This window comes from Roseibium sp. (genome assembly GCF_965233565.1).
Lineage (GTDB): Bacteria > Pseudomonadota > Alphaproteobacteria > Rhizobiales > Stappiaceae > Roseibium.
On the sequence record NZ_OZ247494.1, the window covers coordinates 2300404 to 2325768 of the forward strand.

At 59.7% G+C, this 25365-nt stretch carries 21 protein-coding genes; 10 read left to right on the forward strand and 11 right to left on the reverse strand.

The window, feature by feature from the left end; genetic code table 11:
- Positions 1-336 precede the first annotated feature (336 nt).
- From iolE to ACO6TG_RS10570, 3 genes are all read left to right on the forward strand, one after another.
- A complete protein-coding gene (gene iolE, locus ACO6TG_RS10560) occupies positions 337-1233 on the forward strand; it encodes a myo-inosose-2 dehydratase (protein WP_422378866.1) in 897 nt (298 codons plus the stop codon).
- Complete coding sequence (gene iolB, locus ACO6TG_RS10565; protein WP_422378139.1) at positions 1230-2051, forward strand: 5-deoxy-glucuronate isomerase; 822 nt, start codon at positions 1230-1232, stop codon at positions 2049-2051. Before iolE ends, iolB begins: the two co-directional genes overlap by 4 nt.
- Positions 2052-2365: 314 nt before the next feature.
- On the forward strand, positions 2366-3133 hold the full coding sequence (locus tag ACO6TG_RS10570) for a substrate-binding periplasmic protein (protein ID WP_422378140.1): 768 nt from the start codon (positions 2366-2368) through the stop codon (positions 3131-3133).
- Positions 3134-3210: 77 nt separating this feature from the next.
- Here ACO6TG_RS10570 and ACO6TG_RS10575 read toward each other — a convergent pair whose 3' ends face one another.
- From ACO6TG_RS10575 to ACO6TG_RS10620, 10 genes are all read right to left on the reverse strand, one after another.
- Positions 3211-4119, reverse strand: coding sequence for a sugar kinase (locus ACO6TG_RS10575; RefSeq protein ID WP_422378141.1), 909 nt, complete (start codon positions 4117-4119; stop codon positions 3211-3213).
- A gap of 206 nt (positions 4120-4325) precedes the next feature.
- Entirely contained in the window at positions 4326-5147 is an 822-nt protein-coding gene (locus tag ACO6TG_RS10580) for a carbohydrate ABC transporter permease (protein ID WP_422378142.1), read from the reverse strand.
- Positions 5144-6031, reverse strand: coding sequence for a carbohydrate ABC transporter permease (locus ACO6TG_RS10585; RefSeq protein WP_422378143.1), 888 nt, complete (start codon positions 6029-6031; stop codon positions 5144-5146). The genes ACO6TG_RS10580 and ACO6TG_RS10585 overlap by 4 nt, the downstream gene beginning before the upstream one ends.
- Positions 6032-6132: 101 nt before the next feature.
- The gene (locus ACO6TG_RS10590) at positions 6133-7416 is read right to left on the reverse strand and encodes an ABC transporter substrate-binding protein (RefSeq protein WP_422378144.1); all 1284 of its coding nucleotides are present in this window, start codon (positions 7414-7416) and stop codon (positions 6133-6135) included.
- 66 nt (positions 7417-7482) lie between these two features.
- Positions 7483-8556: an ABC transporter ATP-binding protein gene (locus tag ACO6TG_RS10595; RefSeq protein ID WP_422378145.1), complete on the reverse strand. Its 1074-nt coding sequence runs from the start codon at positions 8554-8556 to the stop codon at positions 7483-7485.
- Positions 8553-9359, reverse strand: a complete 807-nt coding sequence (locus tag ACO6TG_RS10600; RefSeq protein WP_422378146.1) for a DeoR/GlpR family DNA-binding transcription regulator — start codon at positions 9357-9359, stop codon at positions 8553-8555. Before ACO6TG_RS10600 ends, ACO6TG_RS10595 begins: the two co-directional genes overlap by 4 nt.
- Positions 9360-9866: 507 nt before the next feature.
- Complete coding sequence (locus tag ACO6TG_RS10605; protein ID WP_094072363.1) at positions 9867-10958, reverse strand: ABC transporter ATP-binding protein; 1092 nt, start codon at positions 10956-10958, stop codon at positions 9867-9869.
- A 33-nt stretch (positions 10959-10991) separates the two neighbouring features.
- Positions 10992-12248, reverse strand: a complete 1257-nt coding sequence (locus ACO6TG_RS10610) for a carbohydrate ABC transporter permease (RefSeq protein ID WP_422378147.1) — start codon at positions 12246-12248, stop codon at positions 10992-10994.
- Positions 12248-13489, reverse strand: a complete 1242-nt coding sequence (locus ACO6TG_RS10615) for a carbohydrate ABC transporter permease (protein WP_422378148.1) — start codon at positions 13487-13489, stop codon at positions 12248-12250. The genes ACO6TG_RS10610 and ACO6TG_RS10615 overlap by 1 nt, the downstream gene beginning before the upstream one ends.
- Positions 13490-13652: 163 nt before the next feature.
- On the reverse strand, positions 13653-15020 hold the full coding sequence (locus ACO6TG_RS10620; RefSeq protein WP_094072366.1) for an ABC transporter substrate-binding protein: 1368 nt from the start codon (positions 15018-15020) through the stop codon (positions 13653-13655).
- 249 nt (positions 15021-15269) lie between these two features.
- Between ACO6TG_RS10620 and ACO6TG_RS10625 the strand changes: the two genes are divergently transcribed.
- Positions 15270-16304 carry a LacI family DNA-binding transcriptional regulator gene (locus ACO6TG_RS10625; RefSeq protein WP_422378149.1) on the forward strand — a complete coding sequence of 345 codons (1035 nt, stop codon included), beginning with the start codon at positions 15270-15272 and terminating at the stop codon, positions 16302-16304.
- Between the two features lie 46 nt (positions 16305-16350).
- Here the strand turns inward: ACO6TG_RS10625 and ACO6TG_RS10630 are convergent, their stop codons facing one another.
- Positions 16351-17022 carry a GntR family transcriptional regulator gene (locus tag ACO6TG_RS10630; RefSeq protein ID WP_422378150.1) on the reverse strand — a complete coding sequence of 224 codons (672 nt, stop codon included), beginning with the start codon at positions 17020-17022 and terminating at the stop codon, positions 16351-16353.
- A gap of 429 nt (positions 17023-17451) precedes the next feature.
- Between ACO6TG_RS10630 and ACO6TG_RS10635 the strand changes: the two genes are divergently transcribed.
- From ACO6TG_RS10635 to ACO6TG_RS10660, 6 genes are all read left to right on the forward strand, one after another.
- Positions 17452-18447: a metal ABC transporter solute-binding protein, Zn/Mn family gene (locus tag ACO6TG_RS10635; protein WP_422378151.1), complete on the forward strand. Its 996-nt coding sequence runs from the start codon at positions 17452-17454 to the stop codon at positions 18445-18447.
- A complete protein-coding gene (locus ACO6TG_RS10640) occupies positions 18447-19268 on the forward strand; it encodes a metal ABC transporter ATP-binding protein (protein ID WP_422378152.1) in 822 nt (273 codons plus the stop codon). Before ACO6TG_RS10635 ends, ACO6TG_RS10640 begins: the two co-directional genes overlap by 1 nt.
- Positions 19269-19271: 3 nt before the next feature.
- The gene (locus tag ACO6TG_RS10645; RefSeq protein ID WP_422378153.1) at positions 19272-20498 is read left to right on the forward strand and encodes a metal ABC transporter permease; all 1227 of its coding nucleotides are present in this window, start codon (positions 19272-19274) and stop codon (positions 20496-20498) included.
- 9 nt (positions 20499-20507) lie between these two features.
- Entirely contained in the window at positions 20508-21431 is a 924-nt protein-coding gene (locus ACO6TG_RS10650) for a metal ABC transporter permease (RefSeq protein WP_422378154.1), read from the forward strand.
- A gap of 133 nt (positions 21432-21564) precedes the next feature.
- The gene (locus tag ACO6TG_RS10655) at positions 21565-23604 is read left to right on the forward strand and encodes a putative bifunctional diguanylate cyclase/phosphodiesterase (RefSeq protein ID WP_422378155.1); all 2040 of its coding nucleotides are present in this window, start codon (positions 21565-21567) and stop codon (positions 23602-23604) included.
- Between the two features lie 193 nt (positions 23605-23797).
- Positions 23798-25300, forward strand: coding sequence for a TolC family outer membrane protein (locus tag ACO6TG_RS10660; protein ID WP_422378156.1), 1503 nt, complete (start codon positions 23798-23800; stop codon positions 25298-25300).
- The last annotated feature ends 65 nt before the right edge of the window (positions 25301-25365 follow it).

Genomic DNA, 25365 nt, shown 5'->3' on the forward strand with positions numbered 1-25365 from the left:
CCATGGCTTGACCATGGGCCTGCCCTCGACTGGATCGGGGGATCCATGCCGTTCACGAAGCCAACGCACAATCGTGCTCGTAGCGCGGCAACGGAATGGATTGCCGGGTCAAGCCCGGCAATGACGAACTCGAAGTGAAGAACCGGCGCATTTCATGCGCTTCAACAAACCCTAACCTCTTCCTGAGGAGGACCGTCAGGTCCGTCTCGAAGGATGGGCGGCGAATTCCGAGCAAGCGGCCCATCCTTCGAGACAGCGCTGAAGCGCTTCCTCAGGATGAGGTCGGAGAAAAATGGCATCAACAACAGTCCCGCATTCGCGGACCAGGACACCAACATGATCCTTTACGGCACCAACCCGATTGCCTGGGCCAATGACGACGACCAGAGCCTTGGCGCACATATTCCGACGCAGCAGATCCTGACGGAAGCCGCAGAGATCGGCTTCGACGGCATCGAGAACGGTCACCGCTGGCCGGATGAACCGGAAGCCCTGAAACAGCTGCTTGGCAGCCACGGTCTCAAGTTCATCTCCGGCTGGTACTCGCTCAACCTGCTGGCCCAGTCCGTCGAGGCCGAGAAAAAGGCGATCCAGCCGCATCTCGACAAGCTGAAACACAATGGCTGCAAGGTCTGCATTGCCTGCGAGACCTCCAACACCATTCAGGGGTCTGATGTCGACATCAACACCAGCCCGGTTCTGACGGCGGAAGAAATGACCGCCTTTGGGGCAAAGGTGGAAGAGCTGGCGGTCTTCTGCGCGGAGCAGGGCATCGACCTTGTCTACCATCACCACATGGGCACGGTTGTTGAGACGCTGGAAGAGATCGACGCCTTCATGGCCGCAACGGGACCGGCCACAAAGCTGCTCTTCGACGCCGGTCATTGCTACTTCGGCGCCAGGGGCGCCGACCCGGCCCCGCTCCTGAAGAAATACGCCGACCGGATGAAACACTTCCACGCCAAGAACGTGCGTCCTGCGGTCATGAAAGACATCCGCGACAACGGAAAGTCCTTCATGGACGGTGTGCGCGCCGGGGTCTTCACGGTGCCGGGGGATGAGGAAGGCGGCATTGACTTCAGGCCGCTCATCCAGATCCTGAAGGACAATGGCTATCAGGGCTGGATCGTGATCGAGGCGGAGCAGGACCCGGAGGTCCGCGAGCCATTCCAGTACCAGAGCCTGGGCCTCAGAACCCTAAAAGAGATTGCACAAGAGGTGGACCTTAAATGAGCGAGCTGCTCCGCAAACCCGATGGCACCAGCGGCAAGGTGCATGACATCACCATCGACAACGCCAGGGGACCGAAGGCGCCGGACTGGGGCTATGTCGGCTTCGGCCTCTACCGCCTGAAAGCGGGCGAGACGGTCGCCGAGCAGACCGGCGACCGCGAGGTGATCCTGGTCATGGTCGAGGGCAAGGCCGGCATCTCCGCTGGCGGCGAGGACTTCGGCACCCAGGGCGAACGCATGAGTGTCTTCGAACAGCTGCCGCCCCACAGTGTCTACGTGCCGAACGGCACGGACTGGTCGGCAACGGCCGTGACCGACTGCACGATCGGCGTCTGCACGGCGCCGGGCAAGGGCGGCCACAAGGCACGGGTCCTGCCGACACCGGAAAAGGTCACGCGCGGCAAGGGCGCCAACACGCGCTACATCTTCCCGATCGCCATGGAAGAATCTGACGTTGCCGACAGTCTTCTGGTGACCGAAGTGTTCACACCGCAGGGCAACTGGTCGTCCTATCCGCCGCACCGGCATGACGAGGACAATTTCCCCGACATGACCTATCTGGAAGAGACCTATTACCACCGCCTGAACCCGGAACAGGGCTACGGCCATCAGCGGGTCTTCACCGAAGACGGCAGCCTGGACGAGACCATCTCCATGAACAGCCATGACGTGGTGCTGGTCCCCAAGGGCCACCATCCCTGTGGTGCGCCCTATGGCTACGAGATGTATTATCTCAACGTCATGGCAGGCCCCTTGCGCAAGTGGCGCTTCCAGAACCATCCTGACCATGACTGGATCGCTCAAAGGGATGCAGGGTAACGAAGGATTTTTGGCTGGCCCGCCGCATTTCAGGGCACGCCTCTGCCATCAACCTCATCCTGAGGAAGCGCGTCGCTCTGTCTCTAGGGCCCGGACCCGACGGCACCTCAGGTTGAGGTCACCAGGCTGACAAAACACTGCCAGTTTTTAGACGGTCGACCGCTACTTTACGCAACAACAACTATAATTTTTGAAATAGCTTCAAAACAGGCAAGACAATAAAGCGGAATTTGCGAATTTCTATTAATATTTCCTCAGAGGAAGAAACCCCACACTCCCAAGTCAGTCGATCACAACTCCCTTACGAGGTGAACATGGCTTACAATATACTTACCTTCGCAAAGAAGTGCTCCAGACACACCGCTCTCGCCGCCAGCCTGCTGCTGGTTCCGGGCTCTGCGCTCGCGGATGACATCCTCATCGGCGTCGAGGATCTGACCTATTATCCGCACTACACGATGGAAGGTGGCGAATATGCCGGCTTCGGCCGCGCTGTCCTGGATGCCTGGGCCGCTGACAACGGTCACACCGTGACCTACAAGGCCTTTCCGATCAAACGGCTGATGTCGATGCTGGTCGAAGGCCAGATCGACCTGAAATACCCGGACAATGCCTATTGGTCTTCCGACCTCAAGGACGGCAAGAACGTGACCTATTCGGAGGCCGTCGTTGAATATATCGACGGTGTTTCGGTCGCGCCGGACAATGTCGGCAAGGGCATGGGATCCATTAAAAAACTCGGCACCGTGCGCGGCTTCACGCCCTGGGCCTGGCTGGACGAAATCAACGGCGGCTCCGTCGAACTGTCCGAGCTCGGAGCTCTCGACGGCCTGATCAAACAGGCCGCGGCTGGCCGCATCGACGCAGCTTATGCCAACGTCTCCGTGATCCAGCACCAGCTTGGCGAAATGGGTCAGAGCGGCAGCCTGAAATTCGACCCGGACCTGAAACACACCCGCGACTTCTACTATCTCAGCACGACAACCAAACCGGCGCTGATCGAGGATTTCAACGCCTGGATGGCCGAAAACGCGGACAAGGTGGCTGCGCTCAAGGCAGAGTACAACGTGACGCTGGACTGAGACCCGAAGACAGATCCGCCAACGAATAAGGGCGCCGAAAGGCGCCCTTTCATTTGCCGAGTTGCACCGCCATGGCGTCAGGCTGCTTCGAGGCAGTCTACGAGGGCGCCGCGCTGCTGAATCACCCGTCCTGCGAGATTGGCCCCGGCATCGACACTGGCCGCGACATTACCGGTGACGAGGTACTCCGCAAGAAAAGCGGCATTGAAGCTGTCCCCGGCCGCCGTAGTATCGACAATCTGCGTGACCGGTTGCGGCTGAAATTTCTGACGCTCCCCACGCGTGGCACAGATGACGTCTTCCGGTCCGTTCTTCACCACAACCATGGCGGCGCCTGCATCAAGGTAACGGTCGGCACTGACATCCGGCGTTGCATCTGAAAAATGCGCCAGCTCGTCTTCAAAGGACGGCATGACGAAGTCGCACACCCCGGCGGCTTCCGTCACAGAGGCCCGCATCGTGTCGGCGTCTTCCCAGAGACGCGGCCGCAGATTGGGATCGAAGGCAACTTTGGCTCCATTCGCACGTGCCGCTCGCAGAGCCTCCAGAAAGGCAACGCGGTCGTCTGCGGGCAGAATGGCCAATGTGATGCCGCTGAAATAGATCAGGCCGGCATCCGCAAGCGAAGCCTCAAGTTCTGCGCGATCTGTGGCCAGGCATCGGGCCGCCGCCTGTGAGCGCCAATAGGCAAAACTTCTTTCGCCCTCTTTCAACTGGATCAGATATAGCCCGACGGTGCGGTCATCCATCTGCTGGATGCGGTCTGTTTCAAGACCCGAACCTTCCAGGAACCGCAGCATCTGCGCCGAGACCTGATCCTTGCCGACAGCGGTGACATAGCTCACATCCCAGCTTCGCGGCAGACATTTGCGTGCATACCAGGCGGTGTTCAGCGTATCGCCGGCAAACCCCATCTTGAACGTGCCGTCGGCGGTCGGAGCCATCTCCACCATGCATTCACCAACAGCCAGAAATCTTGTCGACACGAGGGGCTCCTGAAGCGCTTGAAACCGGAAAAACTTAAGGCGAAAATCCCGCAGAAATCCGGGATTTAAATCCATTAGCATAGAATGTCTGAAACGCGAAACACGACCAAAGGCGCAAGGCAATTGCCAAAGCGGTTTGGCCACCTGCCCCACAGGTTCAAACCCGCAGAAAGCCGCTCTTCCCGGCTCGGAGAAAAATTTTCGGATTACTTGATGCCGGCGCGCATGAAGCTCTGCACAAACTGGCGCTGGAAAAGCAGAAACGCGATCAGGAGCGGACCGGATGTCATCAGTGTGGCCGCGTTGATCACCGACCATTCGATACCACTGTCAATCGCCGAGAAGATGCTGAGCCCGACCGTAACGGGCCGCGTATCCACCGAATTGGTGACGATCAGCGGCCAGAGGAAATTGTTCCAGTGGTGGCTGACCGAGACAAGGCCATAGGCAAGATAGGTGGGCTTGGCAAGTGGAATATAGACCTTCCAGAGCACCCCCAGAAAGGAAGCCCCTTCGATCCGGGCCGCTTCATCCAGCTCCCTGGGGATCGTCATGAAGGTCTGGCGCAACAGAAAGATCCCGAAGCCGGATGCGATATAGGGCAGTGCGATGGCCGGGATCGTGTCGACGAGATTCAGGAGCCGCATGGTCTGATAGTTTTCCACCATCAGGATGTCCGGCATGACCAGCAGCTGCAGCAGCACCAGGGTGAAGAGGATAGTGCGACCCGGAAACTGGAACCTGGCAAAGGCAAAGGCAGCAAGCGTGCAGAGGAAGAATTGCCCGGCCAGGATCATGCTCACCAGAAGGAAGGTGTTGAGAAAGTACCGGGCAAACGGCGCCGCCTCCCAGGCCTTGGAAAAATTCTCCAGTGTCAGCGGGGCAAACAGCTCGAACCGCGCCTCATAGGCGGCCGGATGAAACGCGGTCCAGACCGCATAGGCAAGCGGCAGCACCCACAGGAGCGCCAGCACCCAGGCGGCCAGCGTGTTCAGCAGCTTGTCAAGATCAAGGCCGGCGCCGGTCATTTGTAATGCACCTTGCGGTCGAAGAAGAAGAACTGGCCGATCGCGAGCAGCGACAGCAGCACCAGCAGGGCAACGGTCAGCGTCGCCCCATAGGCCGTTTCCCAGAAGCGGAACGCAACTTCATAGATGTAGAAGAGCAGCAGTGCGGAGGCGTTGTCCGGCCCGCCATCGGTCAGGATGAAGATATGGTCGACCAGGCGGAAAGAATTGATCACCGCATTGACGCAGACGAACAGGGTGGTCGGCATTAGCAGCGGAAAGGTGATCCGCCAGAAGATGGTCCAGCGCCCGGCACCCTCGATCTGCGCCGCTTCCTTCAGTGTCACGGGGATTGCCTGTAGGGCCGCCAGGTAGAAGATCATGAAGAAGCCGGCCTCCTTCCAGATGGTCACCACGATGATCGCATTCAGTGCCGTGTCCGGATTGCCGAGATAGTTGGAGGCCGGCCAGCCGAACAGCGCGCCGGTGATCTGGTCGAACAAGCCGAAGCCGGGCGTATAGAAGAACATCCAGATATTGGCGACCGCAATCAGCGGCAGCACCGTCGGCGTGAAATAGGCCATGCGCACGAAGCTGCGTCCGGCCAGCTTCTCGTTGACCCAGAGTGCCATGACGATCGCAAGGCCGACCGACAGCGGGATCGTGCCAAGGGCGTACCAGAGATTGTTCCAGAGCACCTTCCAGAACACCGGGTCGCCGATCATGCGCTCGTAATTGTCGATACCGATGAACTTGGCCGGGCGGCGTCCGCGCGGCGTTGAAAAGAAGCTGTTCAGAAAGGTCGTGACCGCGGGAATATGGGTGAAGGCAAACAGGAACACCAGTGCCGGCAACAGCAGCAGCCAGCCATAGATCCAGTCGCGTTTGAGTGTGAGGTCCCGCATCGGCGCCACGTGTTCAGCAATTGAAGAAAGGGAAAAGGACGGGAGAACAAAAAGACGGTGCGCCGGGGTGGGAAACCGGCGCACCGCCCTTTTCGGAGATCCTAGCGGTATTCTGCCAGGATCTCGTCAGCCTGTGCCTGGGCTTCCTTCAGCGCCGTCGCCGGGTCTTTCTTGCCGGTGATGGCAGCAGCCAGGGCATCGTTGAAGAGGCCGGTGACACGCTGGTTCTGGTAGGTCGACAGCTCGGCCTTGGCGAATTCCAGCTGGTCACGGGCAACCAGGGCCGGAGCGAAGTCGGCGGTATAGGCCTTCATCGTTTCGGTTTCCCAGGTCTCGGCGCGTGGAGCGACATAACCGGTGGCAATGGTCCACTTGGCGGACTGTTCCGGAGCGGTGATCCACTTGACGAATTCGACAGCAGCCTTGTTCTGTTCATCGGATGCACCCTTGAACAGATAGAAGTTGCCGCCTCCCGTCGGAGCGCCGCGCTGTTCTTTCATCGGCAACATGGCGACGCCGAAGTCGAACGGAGCATTGGTGCGCACGTTGGTCAGGTTGCCGGTGGAGGTCCACATCATTGCGGTCTGGCCCTCGAAGAAGGCCTTCGGGGTTGCGCCCCATTCGATGATGCCCGGTGCCATGACGTCGTATTTGGTGGACAGGTCAACCAGATACTGCAGGGCCTCGACCACTTTCGGATCGTCAAAGTTGGTCTTGTTCCCTTCGGCATTGGCCAGGATCGCACCGTTTTCGATGGCCAGGCCCTGGAACAGCCAGTACGGGAAACCGGAAGACGGAATACGCACGCCCCACTGGGTGACGTTGCCGCTGTCGTCTTTCTTCACCAGCTTCTTGCCGAATTCGACCATTTCTTCCCAGGTTGCCGGAGCAACATCCGGATCGAGGCCGGCTGCCTTGAAGGCTTCCTTGTTCCAGTAAAGAACCGGCGTAGAACGCTGGAACGGGATGCCGTAGGTCTTGCCGCCGGTCTGGCTGTTTTCCATGAATGCCGGGTAGAAACCTTCGATCCATTTCTTGTCTTCCTCGGTGGAGAGGTAGTCGTCGAAAGGAACGATCAGGTCTTCATCGATCAGGGTGAACATGTCGACCGAGAGGATCACGGAGAGCTGCGGCGGGTTGCCGCCACGGGACGCGGTGATCGCCTTGGCAACGGTGTCCTGGTAGGAGCCGGCATAGACGGCATCAATGTTCACATCCGGGTTCTGGGCGACATATTCTGCCGTCAGCTCCTGGATGGTATCAGCGGCCTTGCCGCCAACGGCGACCGGGAAATAAAATTGCAGATCAACAGCTTGAGCAGAGGCCCAGGTGCTGAGGGAAAGCGCCGTTGCAGCAACGGCTTTCAGGAAAGTGGACTTCAACATCAGTTTGGTTCCTAAGATTTGAACATCCGCCCGGGGCGGTCGGTCTGCGCTGGCACGCACAGCTGGTCAGGAGTGCAACAGCGCTCCAAATTCGGAAACAAGGTCGTCCCGGCGGCCACCGGTATCGGCATCAAAAACGTGAAGGGCGTCCGGCGCGAAACCGAGCTCGATCCGGTCGCCCGGCGTCACGGATTTGCCGGTCGGCAGGCGCACCTGAAATGAAGTTTCGGCGACTGCGCAGTCCGCCAGAATGTCGGCGCCAAGATATTCAACGGTCCGGATCTCGGCACGCAGCGGCCCACCCTCTTGCGCATGCATGGCTTCCGGTCGCACGCCTAGTTGAAAGTCGGGCGCAGTACTCAGTTTCTTGAAGGCATTGGCCGGGAACAGATTCATGGGCGGCGTACCGATAAAGCGGGCCGCAAACGGATTGGCGGGCTTCTCGTAAAGATCCCGAGGGCTTGCGACCTGCTCCAGCCGCCCCTTGTTCAGAAGAACGACCTGGTCCGCCATGGTGATCGCTTCCACCTGGTCATGGGTGACATAGACCATGGTAAACCCGAGCTGCTGCTGCAGTGCCCGGATCTCCACCCGCATTTCATGGCGCAACTTGGCATCAAGGTTGGACAGCGGCTCGTCCATCAGGCAGATCGGCTTTTCGCCGATAATCGCCCGTCCCAGCGCAACGCGCTGCTGCTGGCCGCCGGACAGCTGTCCGGGCTTGCGGTCAAGCAGCTGGCTGAGGCCAAGCAGATCGGCGACTTTCTTCAGGCGTTCATCGCGATCCGCGCTGCCGACCCTGCGCACCTTGAGACCAAAGATGATGTTTTCGGCGACGCTCAGATGCGGAAACAGCGCGTAGGACTGGAACACCATGGAAAGGTCCCGTTTCGACGACGGCCGTGCCGTCACGTCTTCGCCCCCAATCAGGATCTTGCCGCTGCTGACGTTTTCCAGGCCGGCAATCATGCGCAAGGTCGTCGACTTGCCACAGCCGGATGGGCCAAGCAACGCCGTGAAGGACCCGGCCGGGATGTCGATCGACACGGCGTCCACTGCAACGGTCTCACCCCAGACACGCGATACGGCGTCGAGTGTGATCGGCTTGCCCGAGCTTTCCTGGAAGACGTTGGCCTTCACCCCCTGCCCTCCTGTTCGGCCACGAAGACTTCCGTCTTCGATCCTTTCAGGCTTTCCAGAAAGCTGGCCGGAACCGGCCTGTCCGTGAAGATCGCGTCGACCTCTTCCAGACGTCCGCCGCGGACATGGGCGCTGCGGCCGAACTTGCTGTGGTCGAGCACCAGATAGGATTTTCGGCAATTGGCAAGGATCGACTGGCGCGCGGCCACCTCGTCTTCATGAAAGTCGAGCAGCGTGCCGTCTTCATCGACACCCGCCACGCCGAAAATACCGACATCAACCTTGTAATTGGCAAAGAATGCCTGGGCCGCCGAGCCCAGGACATCCCTGTCGCCGTGGCGCAGACGACCACCGGCGATCGTGACCTGAAAGGAGGGATTGGTGGACGCGGAAAAGGCAACATTCAGATTGTTGGTAAAGACGGCAAGCTTGTCATGCCCGGTCAGCGCCTGCATGACGATTTCCGGCGTGGTGCCGATCGAAAATGCGATGGACTGATTGTTCTCGACATGCCCGGCAACCAGATTTGCGATCTGCTGCTTCTCGGCGAGATTGAGGATCTGCCGGGTGGAATAATGGATGTTCGAGGCCGGCGCCGGCGGCTCCACACCGCCATGGGTACGGCGCAATATGCCGAGTTCGCACAGGCCGTTCACATCGCGGCGGATGGTCTGGGTGGTCACATCGAACCGTTCGGCAAGCTCCTCGACGGAAGCAAACCCGGCCTTTTGCACCAGATCGGCAATCTCGGCCTGGCGTTTGGAAATATCTATCTGCCCAAGCATATTCTTTGGATCCGACATCGTCTCACCTGCTTCGGAAGACCCGAAGGCTGGTTGTTTTCAAGGGCCCGGTGTTGACTCGAAAGAGCCTGACTTCGAAGCCCGGTTAAATCATGTTCATATGAACGTTATTCGACGCTCATATGAACATGATGTGACAATAGTGAATTTGGTGGAAGAGGTTTTTCGGAAAACGTGTGCAATCAGGACAAAAACACGTTTGACGCGCATGCCGGATCAAGCACCCGGCCCTGCTGACAGGATCGGCAGCTGGTCTTTGCAATGCCCTTCAAGACAATGCACCCAGCATCAATCGACAGGCTCCGCTGGCCCAAACGAATGGTCCCTGCTGCCCCTTCAGCTATGCAGGGTGCAGGCCGGATGTCAAAGGATCATCAGATAATGAACTGGCTGTTGGACGGGCCGACATCAAGGGTCAGGCCGCCTCCCCCCTCTTTCGAGAAGGGGAGGATGCAAGATCTGAATCTGGAGACAGGCCAGATTCACGCAAGTCGGAGAACCGCCTTGTTACCGGTACAGGAATGACTTCCCGTTGCCGTCGAAGAGATGCAGTTTTTCCGGGGCCGCGGTCAGGCGGATCGTGGTGCCACGGGAGATCTTGTGAATGCCCGGCAACTTGGCGATCAGCGGCGCGCCACCGTTTTGCGCCTTGAAGTAAAGCACGGTGGTTTCGCCAAGCGCCTCGATGATCTCCACTTCCGCGGATACCAGATAGTCGTCGCTCTCCGTCACAGTCAGGTCTTCCGGGCGCACGCCCAGCTTGACCGTCTGGTCCTTGTCGCTGTCCTGTGAGGCGATCGGCACATCTGCATGGCCGCCGTCGGACATGACGACCGATGTCTGGCTGCCTGTCGCCGTGACCTTGGCCTCGACCAGGTTCATCGCCGGTGAACCGATGAACTGGGCAACGAACGTGTTGGCCGGGCGCTCGTAAAGATCCAACGGAGCGCCGAACTGCTCGACATCGCCGCCATGCAAGACAACGATCCGGCTGGCCAGCGTCATGGCCTCCACCTGGTCGTGGGTGACGTAGATCATCGTGCTGTCGGGCATGCTTTCCTTCAGCTGCGCGATCTCGATCCGGGTAGCGACACGCAGGGCCGCATCCAGGTTCGACAACGGCTCGTCGAAGAGGAACACCTTCGGGTCCCGCACAATCGACCGGCCGATTGCAACACGCTGGCGCTGGCCGCCGGACAATGCCTTCGGCAGACGGTCCAGATATTGCGTCAGCTGCAGCCGGTCCGCCGCCGCCCGCACGGCCGTGTCGATCTCGTCGCGGGACTTGCCGGCCAGCTTCAGCGCGAACGCCATGTTGTCGTAGACCGTCATATGCGGATAGAGCGCGTAGGACTGAAACACCATGGCAATGCCGCGTTGCGCCGGAGGCACGTCATTGACGACCATGTCGTCGATTTCCAGCGTTCCGCCGGTGATCTTTTCCAGCCCTGCAATCATGCGCAGGAGCGTCGACTTTCCGCAGCCCGAGGGACCGACAAAGACGATCAGCTCGCCCGGTTCGATTTCCAGATTGATGTTCCGCAGAACCTCGACGGTGCCGTAGGACTTGCAGACGCCTTTCAGAGACAAGGAGGTCATGCCGGCTGCTCCCAATTCTTGATCTTGTTCATGTTATTTGACCGATCCTGCGAGGAGACCCCGCACCAGATAGCGCTGCATCAGGAAGAAGACGGCCAGCGGCACCGCGATCGAAACGAAGGCGGCCGTCGCCAAGATTTCCCAGTTACCGCCGCGCGTTCCGAGCAGCTCGACGATCTGGTTGGTCATGACGGTGGTGGATCCGGTCGCGTCGATCAGGAACACCTTGGCCACCAGCAGGTCGTTCCAGGTCCACAGGAACTGGAAGATCGCAAAGGAGGCGAGTGCCGGAAAACTGAGCGGCAGGATGATCCGGGTGAAGATCTGAAAATCCGTCGCCCCGTCGACCTTGGCATTCTCGATGATGTCCCGAGGCAGACCGACCATGTAGTTGCGCAAGAGATAGACCGCCAGCGGCATGCCGAAGGCCGTATGTGCCATCCAAACACCAAGATAGCCTTTGGCGCTGACCGAATCTCCAGGTTCAAACCCCAGTAGCCTGCCAAGCGCATTTGGCTCTGCAAGCGTTCTGAGGTTCCCCGGATCAGGCGTCCCGAGGGCAGCAACCGCCAGCTCGGCAACATCGCCGTGCAAGTTCAGAAGCGGAATGAGCGCCAACTGCAATGGAACCACCAGAAGGGCCACGACAGCCGCGATCAACAGCGCGCGGCCGGGGAAGTCCATCCAGGCGAGCGCATAGGCGGCAAAGGCCGCGATCACGATCGGTATGATCGTCGCCGGAATGGTCACGGTCAGCGTGTTGAAGAACGCCTTGGCCATGTTGTCCTGGCCCGATCCGGAAAAGAGAATTGTTTCATAGTTCTGAAGTGAGAATTCCGGCGGCACGGTCGCGGTGATGAAGATGCGCTGCCCCCGGCCGGAGATCTGCTTGTCGTTGCCGCTCCAGACATAACTGCCGTCCGGCTGCAGCGTCACGGTTTCACCGTCCTTCATCTCGGCCGTATCGCCGGGCTGAAAGGCATCGATATTCCGCGAGGACACACCCCAGGCGAGAATGTCGCGCGGAGCGCCTTCGAAGATGTTGCCCGTCACCACGAACCGGTCGCCTTCGGCAACCCGCGTGTCGTCCGGATCACTCGTGCGATAAACCTCGTTCTGCTGCGACGGGAACAGGGCCGCCCACCAGCCCGAGCTGGAAATCTGGTCCGCGGAGCGGAAGGACGACACGAACAGGCCCACGGTCGGAAACAGCCACAGCAGTACCAGGGCAGCGACGGAGATCTGAACGGCCCAGGTTAGCCCGGATTTTTTGCCGACGATGTTCGACATTATTTCATCTCCTTCCGGGCGTTGTAGACGTTCCAGACGAGAATCGGTGTGACCAGAAGCATGATGATGATCGCGCTTGCCGAGCCCACTCCCCAATCCAGGCCCCGGAAGAGCTTGTCATACATGTAGTTGGCCAGAACCTGGGTTTCCCACTGGCCGTTGGTCATGGCAAAGACGATGTCGAAGACCTTCAGAACGGTCAGCGTGATCGTGGTCCAGACCACAACGATGGTACCCATGATCTGCGGCACCTTGATCTTGAAGAAGATCTGGAACGGATTGGCGCCGTCAACGATGGCGGCCTCCACGGTTTCTTCCGGAATGCCGCGCAGGGCCGCGGAAAGAATGACCATGGCAAAGCCGGTCTGGATCCAGATCAGGACCACCATCAGGAAGAAGTTGTTCCAGAAGGGCAGCGTCAGCCAGGTCTGAGGCTCGCCGTAAGGCAGTTCGACGATCCAGACGCCAACCGCGGAACTGACGGAAAGCCAGACCAGCCAAACACCGGCCACGGCCACCAGCAGGCGGAGCGGCAACAGCCAGGGCGAGCGGTCCTGACCCTTGGCAATGATGTCCTTGGCAAACAGCCAGGCGACATAGGCAACGATGCCGGCAAAGGCGAGATAGAGCAGCGTCGGCAGGACCTGCAGCATCAGGATTGACCCGATGCCGCCGTCAAACTTGAGCCAGACGTGATTGAGCACGCCGATCTGGTTCTGATCAGCCGGACGAGTGTCGTAGATCAGCTTGAAGATCACCGAGGCGCCGACAAAGGAAATCGCCATCGGCATGAAGATGAGAGACTTCGCCAGGTTGCCCCAGCGGATGCGGTCGGTGAGCTGCGCGACCAGCAGGCCGAATGCGGTGGACGCCGCCGGCACTACGATCAGCCAGAGCATGTTGTTGCGCACCGCTTCCCAGAACTTCGACTCGTTCATCATCTTGCGATAGTTCTCGAACCCGACGAATGCCCCGTCCAGCGACCGGTCGGTCAGCGACAGGCGCAGGGTCTCGAACACCGGGTAGGCGAGATAGAGCGTCAGTGCGAAGATGGCCGGAAACAGGAACAACCAGGGACGCACCATGTTGGCGCGGTTGATGTTCTTCCCCGCGTTCGGCCCCCTGGCAGGAAAGATCACCTTGTCGAGGATGACATTCGAAAAGAAAAAATACCCTAAGCATGCCCCAACGCCAAAGACGATGGTGAACAGACCCAACAAGGCCGGGTTGTCCGTGAACATGGCCGTTCCCTCCCGTTTGATTATCGGACGCGCCCGGCGGACCGGACACACCCCTGTCTTGAGGAACTTCAGATTTTGGACGTGATTTTGTTGTTTTTCGGCGCCTGCGCCGGTCCTTCAGAAAAACGGCCGGCTCCCCGAAGAGAACCGGCCATCTGGAGGATTATTTCAGAGCGTCCCAGCTCTTCTGGATTTCCTCGGCCACGGCCTTGGCATCCTTGCCGCCGGTATAGTCGACCATGCCGGTCCAGAACGTGCCGGCACCGACACCGCCTGGCATCAGGTCGGATCCGTCGAAGCGGAAGGTGCTGGCATTGACCAGGATTTCACCCTGACCGCGCAGCGTGTCGTCCTTGTAGGCCTGCGGGTTGACACCCTTGTGCGGCGTCAGGAAGCCAGTCTGCGCCATCATCACTTCATGCGAGATCGGCAGCTCGAAGAACTTCATCAGTTCGCTGGTCGCGTCCGACGGGTTGGTGATCGCCATCAGCGTACCACCGCCGAGAACCGGGCTTCCGAGGTCTTTTTCGGCATAGGCCGGGAAGTAGAAGAAGTCGACATCCGTGCCGAATTCAACACCATCCGGGAAGAATGCCGGAACGAAGGACGCCTGGCGGTGCAGGTAGCACTGCGGCGGCGAGGAGAACATGCCCTTCGGGCTGTCGCGGAAGTCGGTGGATGCGACAGCGCCGGCACCACCGGCAACCTTGGCATCGTCCCGTGCGAACCAGCCGAATTCCTCGATGGCGGCAACAACGCGCTCGTCGTCGAACGGAATTTCGTTCTTGGTCCACTGGTCGTAGACATCGGCCGGCTGGGTGCGCAGCATCAGGTCTTCCACCCAGTCGGTCGCCGGCCAGCCGGTGGCAGCGCCGGAACCAAGACCGATGCACCACGGCGTTTCACCATCTGCGACGATCTGCTCGGTCAGCGCCTTCAGCTCTTCCATGGTGGTCGGCACTTCGTAGCCGGCATCCTCGAAGTTTTCCGGAACGTACCAGACAAGGCTCTTCACGTTGACATTGTAGAAGAAGCCGTAGAGCTGGTCCGCGCCGTCCTTGTCCTTGTAGGTTCCCAGGTTGACCCAGCTTTCGCCGGCGCCGTAATTGTCGGCCACCCAGTCGGCCATGCCGTCCGGAAGCGGCGTCAGCAGACCGCGGGCGGCCATGTCGGCGGCCAGACCCGGTTGCGGGAAGACGGCGATGTTCGGAGCTGCGCCGGCTTCGGCGTCAATCACGATCTGCTGCTCGAAGGAATCGGAGCCGGTATAGATCACTTCCGCGCCGGTGGCTTCGGAGAAATAGGCCAGCACATTGCGGAAGTAGCCGTCTTCCGGCTGCAGCCACGGACCGGCGATGGTCACGGTCTGCCCCTTCAGGTCAGGCGCCTTTTCCGCCCAGGCGTTGTAGCTGTCCCAGTTGAACGGGCCTTCGCCCGGCGTGAATTTCAGGTCGGCGGCCATGGCAGTGCTCATGCCAAAGCCCACAGACAGTGCCAGGCCTGCGGCACAGGCCATCAAACGTGTTTTCATGTCAGTCCTCCCAGATTGTCCCTATGCTGGGACACTCCATTTAAAGTGGCATACCTCACCACCTGGCAGCAATACCCATCCTCTAGGTATGATCAGCAATTCTGCCAGAACCGGTCATCCAAACCGCTTTGGATTTCGCCCTAACCATGTCGATCCAAAACGGACTTGTCAAGCATACAACTCGCCAATTATTGTTGCATTTCAATAACAGCCTATCGGGAGGAACGCTTTCAAAGCGTTTTGGGCAATATGAGCAATGGCATAAACCTGAAAGAACTGTCGCAGCGCCTCAAGCTGTCGCAGACAACCGTCAGCCGCGCGCTCAACGGCTACCCCGAGGTGAGCGAAGACACACGCAAGCGTGTCACCGAAATGGCCGAGCGCCTTGGCTATGCTCCCAACAGCCAGGCACGGCGCCTTGCCACCGGCCGCGCCATGGCCATCGGCCATGTGATACCGCGCTCAATTCACGAGATGATGAACCCGATCTTCCTGGAGTTCATCGCAGGCGCCGGTGAGACCTATTCCGGGCACGGCTACGACATGATCATCTCCGTGGTCGAGGACGACAAGGAAGAAGACGCCTATCGCCAGATCGCCTCGCGCAAGAAGGCCGACGGCGTCATCATTCATGGCCCGGGCCATGACGAGCAGCGCCACAAGCTGTTGCAGCAGCTCAATCTGCCCTTTGTTGTTCACGGACGCATTCCGGGCGCCGAGGAGGAAACCTCCTGGATCGACATGAACAACCGGCGCGCCTTCGAGCGCGCAGCCAACCTGCTGCTCGATCTCGGCCACAAGCGGATCGCGCTCCTGAACGGGCTGGAACATATGGATTTTGCCCGGCGGCGGCGCAAGGGGTTCGAGGAAGCCTTGATCGCCCGGGGCCTGACACCCGATCCGCAACTGATGCGAAGCGCTGACATGACCGAGCCCTTCGGCTGCGACAACGCGATGGACATGCTGAAAAGCGACAATCCACCGACCGCATTCCTCGTCTCATCGATGATTTCCGCGATCGGTGTGGCCCGCGCGGTTGGCCAATGCGGCCTCAGGGCCGGCAAGGACATTTCAATCATCACCCATGACGACGCCCTGTCCTTCCTGCCCAACAGCGGCGAAGTGCCGATATTCACCTGCACCCGGTCCTCGGTGCGCTATGCGGGCCAAAAGGCAGCCGAGCTGCTGCTCAACATGATTGCCGATCCGCTCGCCAAACCGGCCTCGCTTCATCTCGACGCGGAGCTGATTATCGGCCAGTCAACCGGCCCGGCCCCGGCCTGACCGAAACGCAAAGCGCCTTTCTTCATCAACCATTCTTGCAAGCGGATCAGACCTGAGACAGACCACAGGTCTCAAGAAGGCTCTTCATCCGGCTGAGACCGTTCAGACGATGCACGCTTGCGGTTTCTGCCGCCAGCTCCGCATCTCCTGCCAGGATCGCCTCATAAATCTTGCGGTGGTCGGCCGCGTTGGCGGCCGGCGCCTTGTTGAGCCGCAGCAGAACATTGTTCGCCCGATAGATCTGGTCCAGGAACCCGCCGATCTCGGCCTCCAGGCGCCTGTTGCCGCTAACGCTCGCCATCCACCGGTGAAACCGGTCGTCCAGCACGGCCCAGCCTTCGATATCGCCCTGTTTCAGAACCTCATCCGACTGGTCGAGCAGGTCCCGGATTGCGCCGGTCGCCGAGCTTTCGATCTTCTTGCCAGCGGCAGAGCGCACTGCCAGGGCCTCGAGCGCAGACAGGATCTGATAGATCTCACAAATGTCCCGGCTGCAGATTGGCAGCACCTTGGCGCCGCGGCGCGGCACCAGACCGACCAGCCCATCGGCTTCCAGACGGATCAGCGCCTCCCGAACGGGCGTTCGGCTCATGCCGAGCCGATTGGCAATATCCGGTTCCGGGGCCTGAAACCCGGGAGGCAGCTCCCCTTTCAGGATTTCCGATTTCAGACGGTCATAAGCGTTGTCGACGCGTGTGGATTTGGCTTTCGATGACATCGCGGGATGCACCCAGTCTCCTGATGTGAATATATGCAGATTGCATTGTCCCGCACGCTCCTAAGCGTAGCCGGCACCTTGTTCTGAACGCAGGAAGTCATGCTCCCGACGCGGCCGGCCTGTTTTGAAAGCAAAATAAATGCCGTATCGCTAACAATATCTTTAGAATTTTATCAAAACCCCTTCCGTGACGGCAAGATTGACCGGCAATTTGCTCTGACAAACTCCTGAGGCCTTGATTTTTCAGTCAAATTTCAATTTCGCCTCATAGAAAAAAATATTGTCAAAAATTACGGTATCGTTGCTGGACCCGACGTCAGATCTGCACCGGGAAATCAATCGAATGACTTCTTGCAAATCATTCTTAAAAGCATTATTGTTGCAACTCATTCGCAAAAGCAATCTCAAACAGGGTCGATTGTCAGTTCCATGTTTCACAGGATTTTCTCTGCTTCCCGCCGCCAGCTCTTGTCCGCCGCGGCAGGCGCCTTCGCCGCTGCAACCCTTGCCGTCAGCTTGCCGCAGGTCGCCGCCGCGGAAGACAAGTTACAGGTTGTCGCAACAACCGGCATGATTGCAGATGCCGCCAGGCAGATCGGCGGCGACGCCATTGAGGTGCGTGCACTGATGGGGCCGGGCGTTGATCCGCATGCCTATCGCCAGACGCGTTCCGACATTGTTGCGATGACCAAGGCGGATTTGATCCTGTGGCACGGCCTCTTCCTGGAAGCTCAGATGGAGGGCTTTTTCGAAAAGCTCGGCAAGACCCGCAATGTGGTCGCCGTTGCCGAAGCCATGCCGAAAGATCTGCTGATCAGCCATGACGACTACGCCGACAAGTTCGATCCGCATGTCTGGATGGATCCTGCCCGCTGGCAGCATGTTGTGACCGCCATCCGCGATGCCCTGATCGAGGTGCGTCCGGACCAGCGCGCCGCGTTCGAAGCGAGCACGGCGTCGTATCTGGAAGAAATCGAGGCGCTGAATGCTTTCGCTGTCGAGGCCCTGGCAACGGTCCCCAAGGAAAGCCGCGTTCTTGTGTCCGCACATGATGCCTTCAACTATTTCGGCAAGGCCAATGATTTCGAAGTTATCGGCATCCAGGGCATCTCGACCCAGAGCGAGGCCGGCCTGCACCGCGTTGCCGAACTGGTTGACCTGCTCGTGGATCGCAAGATCAATGCGGTCTTCGTGGAGTCTTCCGTTTCCGACCGCAGCATTCGCGCCCTGATCGAAGGGGCTGCGGCAAAGGGCCACGAGGTTGTGATCGGTGGATCGCTTTACTCTGATGCAATGGGTGAACCGGGAACCTATGAAGGCACGTATCTGGGAATGATCGACCACAATGCCACGACGATTACCCGCGCTCTTGGCGGCGAGGCACCCGAAAAAGGCCGTCTGGGCCAGCTGGCGGAGACGATGTAATGACCATGGCGGCCCAATCCGGCCCTGAACTTGCAACCCTGGACGGCAGCCCGGCTGAGCCGGCTGCCGGGCTGGACAAGAGCGCCCTTCTGGTAAAGGGGCTGACGGTGTCCTACGGCACCAAGCCCGCGGTCTTTTCCGTCGATGCGACTGTTCCGAAGGCCAGCATGTCGGCCATTATCGGCCCCAACGGCGCCGGCAAGTCGACCTTCCTGAAGGCCGTGCTCGGAATTGTACCGCGTCTGTCCGGCTCGGCCTTTGTCAGCGGCAAACCGCTGGAGACCATGCGCAGTGCCATTGCCTATGTGCCGCAGCGAGCCTCCGTCGACTGGGATTTTCCGACCCGCGTCCACGACGTGGTCACAATGGGACAATTCCGCCAGCTCGGCCTGCTCGGCTGGCTGCGCCCCTCCCACAAAAAGAAGACCCTGGACTGCCTGGAACGGGTCGGAATGGCCGATTTTGCGGACAGGCAGATCGGCCAGCTGTCAGGCGGACAGCAGCAACGCGTCTTTCTCGCCCGGGCGCTGGCCCAGGAGGCCGATCTCTACCTCCTGGATGAACCCTTCGCCGGTGTGGACGCCGCCACCGAAAAGGCGATCATCGACGTCCTGAAGTCGCTCAAGGCGGCGGGCAAGACCGTGGTCTGCGTGCATCACGACCTGGCGACCGTCACCGACTATTTCGATCATGTGCTCATGCTGAACATCCGCAAGATCGCGGAAGGACCTGTTGCAACGACCTTTACCGGTCCGGTTTTGCACGACACTTATGGCGGCCGGCTCGCAACAGCCCATATCGATCAGCTCAAACTGGACTGAGCCATGCTTCCCGATTTCTTGGCCGCGTTCCTGGGGGCCCTCACCTTTCAGGCCGGCTACAACGCCGCGCTTGTGGCCATCGGCGCCACGCTGCTTGGCATGGCCGGCGGCTGCGCCGGCTGTTTCATGTTCCTGCGCAAGCGCACGCTGGTCAGCGATGCGGTCGCCCACGCCACTCTGCCCGGCGTTTGCATTGCCTTCATGCTGATGGTGTTCCTGGGCAGTGACGGCCGCAATCTGCCGGGCCTTCTGCTTGGGTCCGCCGTTACCGCCGGACTGGGTCTTCTGACCGTCGACTGGATCACCCGTCGCACCCGCCTCAGTGAAGATGCCGCAATCGGCGCCGTTTTGTCGGTGTTTTTCGGATTTGGCGTTGTCCTGCTGACCGTCATTCAGACCCTGTCGAGCGGCAAGCAGGCCGGCCTGGAGGGATTTCTGCTGGGCTCGACTGCCGGCATGCTGTTTCAGGATGCGGTCATCATTGCGCTCGGCGGCGCGCTGTCCACGGCAATCGTGGTGCTGCTCAGACGCCCCATGACACTGGTGGCCTTCGACCCGGAATATGCCGGCGCCTCCGGCGTACCGGTCCGGCTGATCGACCTTGCCATGATGACCGTGGTGATGATGGTGACCGTGGTCGGCCTCAAGCTTGTCGGTCTGATCCTGATCGTCTCCTCGCTGATCATCCCGTCGGTGTCCGCCAGGTTCTGGACGGATCGCTCGGACCGGTTGCTGGTCATCGCAGCTGTCGTGGGCGGTTTGGCCGGTTATGTCGGCACGGCGCTCTCCGCTGCCGCACCAAACGTGCCGACCGGTCCGATCATTGTGCTGGTCAACTTCGCTTTTTTCGTCGTGTCGCTACTGCTGTCCCCCAAGCGTGGTGTTCTGGCCGCCTACCTGCGCCACCGGAAATTCCAGGTCGATGTGCATCTGCACCAGGGACTGAGCGCGCTCGCCCGGGGCGAGACCATACACGAACGCCTGACCCAGAAGATCATGCGCCGCGCCGGGTATCTGCGTGACGACCTCGTCGCCACCGACAAGGGGCGGGCTGCAGCAGCCAAAACCGTGCTCGACGAAGCCCGCTGGGCCAAGGCACGGCAGATCATTCAGGATGAGGCGATCTTTGCCAGCTATGATGGTTTGACCCCGATTGAAGCCGTCCTGACGGCGGACCAGATCCGCGACATTGACACCGCCCTGGGCACCCCCGCCCCGGTCAAGGCCTGAGGAAACGCCATGGGCGCCGAATTTGTACAATTGAGCCTCACCCCCATCCTGATCGGCCTGCTCGCGGCCATCGCCTGCGCGGTCCCGGGCAACTTTCTGCTGTTGCGCAAACAGGCTTTGATCGGCGATGCCATTTCCCATGTGGTGCTGCCGGGTATCGTCGCCGCGTTCCTGCTCACCGGCACGATCTCGACCTGGCCGATGATGCTCGGCGCAGCCGGGGCCGCCGTCGTCGCTGTTGTCATGATTGAAGCGATCCGCCGCCTCGGCCGCATTGAGACCGGCGCCGCCATGGGCGTCACCTTCACCACGCTCTTCGCAGCCGGCGTGCTGCTTCTGGAGCAGACGGATACCAGTTCGGTCCATCTTGACGTCGAGCATGCGCTTTACGGCAATCTCGAAAGCCTGATCTGGCTGTCGGCCACAGGCTGGGAGTCGCTGGTTGATCCGGTCGCGCTCGCCGATCTTCCCCCGGAACTGACACGCATGGCGTTGACCACGTTGATTATTTTGATCCTGACCGCGCTTTTCTGGCGTGTCCTGAAGATCTCCACGTTCGATGAAGGTTATGCACGCACGCTTGGTGTCCCGGTAAAAACGCTCGGATTCGGCCTGGTCATCGTGTCGGCCGTTGCAGCCGTGGCCGCGTTCGACGCCGTTGGCTCCATCATCGTGATCGCCATGTTCATCTGCCCGCCTGCCGCCGCGCGCCTGATGACCAACAGGCTTGAGAGCCAGCTGGCCTGGAGCATCTTCTTTGGCGCAGGCTCCGCCATTGCGGGTTATGTGCTGGCAGGTTACGGGCCCCTTTGGCTCGGCAGCGAACATGCCGTCAGTGCCGCCGGAATGATCGCCACCATTTCCGGGCTGATCCTGGGCCTTGCCTGCCTTTACGCACCGGCCCGGTCAAAATTGACAGTAACCGAGGCCTAGATCTCGTAACAGGCCATGTCATTTCCCACAATATCAATTAAAACTCAAAGACATAGGCAAAAAATTCCCGTCTAAAATACTGTTTGTTATGTTTTTTACGCTTTGATGGAAGCATCCGTTGGCGGGGGCTTCTATGGAACGTGTTGCAGCAGGACTGAGTACTGAGCATAATTTTGCTCTTCTCCTGCTTTCCGTTGTGGTTTGCCTCGGCGGAAGCGCGTTTTCACTTTATCTGCTTTCCAAAGCTCATCGGGACGCCAGCAGGACACGATTGATCTGGCTGGTCTGGTCTGCGCTGATCGGCGCATCTGCGATCTGGGCCGCTCACATCATTGCCCTCGCCGCAATGGTTCTGCCCGCAGATGAAGGCTTCAGATTGCCCACGGCCCTGTTGGCACTGGCAGTCACATTTGCCGGGGTGTTCGCCGGATTTGCACTCTCCACCAAACGGGACATTCGACTGGCGCCCGAATTTGGCGGTATCGTCCTCGGGCTGACCGTTGCGGTCATGGGCATGACCACCTCCGCTGCCCATGTGATCGCGGGCGCTGACAGCAATGGCGCCGGCTTCAGCTTGTGGTCCCTGCTGCTGAGCGCCTGTCTGGGGGCCATCGCCCTCAGTTTCGTCCCGCAACTGCGATCAAGACGCGCCCTGTTGAGTGCGACACTGTTTCTGTTTCTGGCAGTCGTGACCCTGCATCTGTCCATGCCGGTGCCTGACGCCTTCGCCAGCAAGCTCGGTCAACTGCCCGAGACAGGCCTGCTTACCGAAGGCCAGATGATCAGCGTGGCGATCCTGATCTGCGCGCTCTGCGCCGCCCTTGCGGCAACAGGCTGTGAACTGGAGAAGGAACGAAAGGAAGCCGCGCGCCGGGCCTATCAGCATCTCTCGCTGCAGGACTCGCTGACCCATCTGCCGAACCGTCATTATGTGCAGAAGGTTGCCGCCGATCTTCTGAAAAAGGCCGACCAGAACGGCAAGATCTGCTCTGTGGTGCTGATCAGCCTGGACCAGTTCAAGGCGATCAATGACCTTCACGGCTACGAAGTCGGCGACATGGTACTGTGCAGCATGGCGGAGACGCTCAAGAACAACCTCAGCGAAAAAGTTTTCATCAGCCGCTTCTACGGCGACGAGTTCCTGATCATAAATCCCTCTCTCAATTCAGAGGACGAGGCTGTCGAATTTGCCCGGCTGGTCCGCTCGCTCGCCCGACGGCCGATCCAGTGGCGGTCCTACCGCCTGTCCATCCGCTCCAGTATCGGCCTGGCGGTGTTTCCAAGAGACGGCAATGATCTGACGAAACTGGTGCAACGGGCGAACCTGGCAGCCAAACAGGCCAAATCCATCGGCGGCAATCTCATTCAGCCCTATGTCACCGGCATGGAGGAATCCAATCGCTGGGAGACCAGCCTGGCCTCCGACCTGCGCAACGCCACCCTGGAGAACCAGCTGAGCCTGGTGTTCCAGAAACAGAATCTCACCAAAACGGGCTCCCTGATCGGCTACGAGGCACTGGTGCGCTGGCGCCACGCGGAAAAAGGACCAATCGCCCCGGAGGATTTCATTCCGATCGCGGAGCGCTCGGGCATCATTCTGGACATCGGCAACTGGGTCCTGGAAGCGGCCTGCGCCGAAGCGGCCAATTGGGCCGAACCGGTTTCCCTGGCGGTCAACGCATCCCCGTTGCAGTTTTCGCGCAGCGACTTTGCCGGACTTGTCTCCACCGTGCTGATCAAGACCGGCCTGCCGGCGGAGCGTCTTGAGATCGAGCTGACCGAATCCACGCCCATTGAGGACCATGAAAGGGTTCACGAAACCATCCTGTCCCTGCGCAAGATGGGCGTCAGGGTTGCCATGGACGATTTCGGCAAGGGATATTCGTCGCTGAACACTCTCCAGGCGTTCCCTTTCGACAAGATCAAGGTCGACCGCGCCTTTACCCAGTCTTTGGAGACCAATCCGCACGCAAGGGCAATCTTACGGTCCGCGATTCTGCTCGGACACAGTTTTGGAATTCCAGTGATCGCGGAAGGTGTTGAAACAGAACGGCAGCTGGAATTCCTGAAAGAAGCAGGCTGCCGGCAAGTACAAGGCTTCCTTTTTGGAAAACATGTGCTTGCGTCACAGATAAAAAAGAAACAGGACAGTCTACAAAGAACGGGAAGCTGATCGCATCAGCGCCAAGGTGACAATCATTGTTTCTTTACACCCTGTTATAAATACCAATATTTAATTGAGGTAGTAATATTAAATATTCCCCTGGGTAATTACTAATAGATATTAACCATAATTCTCACCAACGACTTACCTTTGATTAACTATAAAAATTTACCGTAAGTGCAGACAACAAACAGGTGCTGCAATGACGACCTTCTTTGCCACAAAAAAGCTGATGCACATCGCCCGATCTCATCTTGCCGGACTTCTGGCGGGCGCATCTTTTGTCAGCCTGTCCATTGCCAGTGTTCCTGCCGCAGCCCAGTCTCTGGAAGAGGCCATGGCGGCCGCCTATGCCATCAACCCCGCCCTGAAAGCCGAACGGTCGAAATACCAGGCAACCAACCAAGGCATCTGGACCGCCCGGTCGGAATTCCTGCCGACCGTGACCGGAACCTATCTCGGTGAACACAACGCCTTTGAAACGCGCAGCGGCACCAGTGACCGCGCCTTCTTCCACGAGCTCGGCGTCTCCATGTCGCAGACGCTGTTCCAGGGCTTTGCCGGCGTCAACCGGTTGAACCAGGCGCACGAAGAAGCCAATTCCGGCCGCAACCAGCTGATCGGAGTGGAGCAAACCCTCCTGTTCAACACGGCCGATGCGTTTCTGCGCGTCTGCCGGGACCGGGCCATTCTCGCCCGGCTGCGGGCCTATACCAACGTGGTTCAGAAGGAAGTCAACGCGGCACGAGCCCGATACAAGTCCGGCGATGCCACGCGCACCGATATCGAGCAGGCCCTTGCCCGCCTTGCCGAAGCCCAGGGCAATTCGGACCAGGCCGTTGGTGACCTGGAAGCCTCCGAGGCTCTTTACGAACGCCTGACCGGTCAGAAACCCGGCAAGCTCGGTTGGCCAGGCATTCCGAAATCCATCGAACCAACCGGGCTCGACGACGCCATCACGGTCGCCTATCAGAACAACCCGTCCATCCGGGCTGCGACCAACGACGCACGGGCTGCCCGCTACGCCGCCCGGGCCGCCGTCGGCGACATGCTGCCGCGCGTCACGCTCGAAAGCGAATGGGAAAACGGCTATCGCGGCAATCTGGGCAACCGGGACGAGGAAGACTGGCGCTTCGGCGTTCGGGTCACCGCGCCATTCTTCACTGGCGGGCGCAACATTGCTTCCGTCAGAGAAGCCAAGTTCACGGCGGCGCAGGAAGAGTATGAACTGGACGACACGCAGCAGATCATTCGCGAGAACGTCATCCGGGCGATGAAGCAGCGGGCGGCCTCCCGTCTGCGCGCCAAAGCAGGCAAGCGGGCAATCGAAGCCAACCGCCGCGCCGTCAAGGGCCTGCAGGTGGAATTCGACAGCGGCCAGCGCTCGCTTCTGGACGTTCTGGATGGCGAACGCGAACTGCTGCTCAGCCAGGTCGATTATGTGCGTGCCCGGTATGATGCACGCATTGCCGACTTCTTCCTGCTCGCCAATATCGGCCGGCTGGCCCCGCAGCATTTTTCGATCGTAGAAGAGCGCCCGGACCCGATCCCGCGCATCATGCCGGAGTTCAACACCTGGGACCTGCGTCTCGGTCCGACTGAAAACGATCCCTTCCAGAATTACGTGATCGAAGTGGCGACATCCGACCCGGTCCCGGCCCCGGTGCCCGTGGTCGAGACCCAGCCCCTGCCGTCAATCAAGTAGACAAACGCCAACATGCAAAAAGGCGGGCCCGGACGGGCCCGCCTTTTCTCTGTCTATCGGACTTG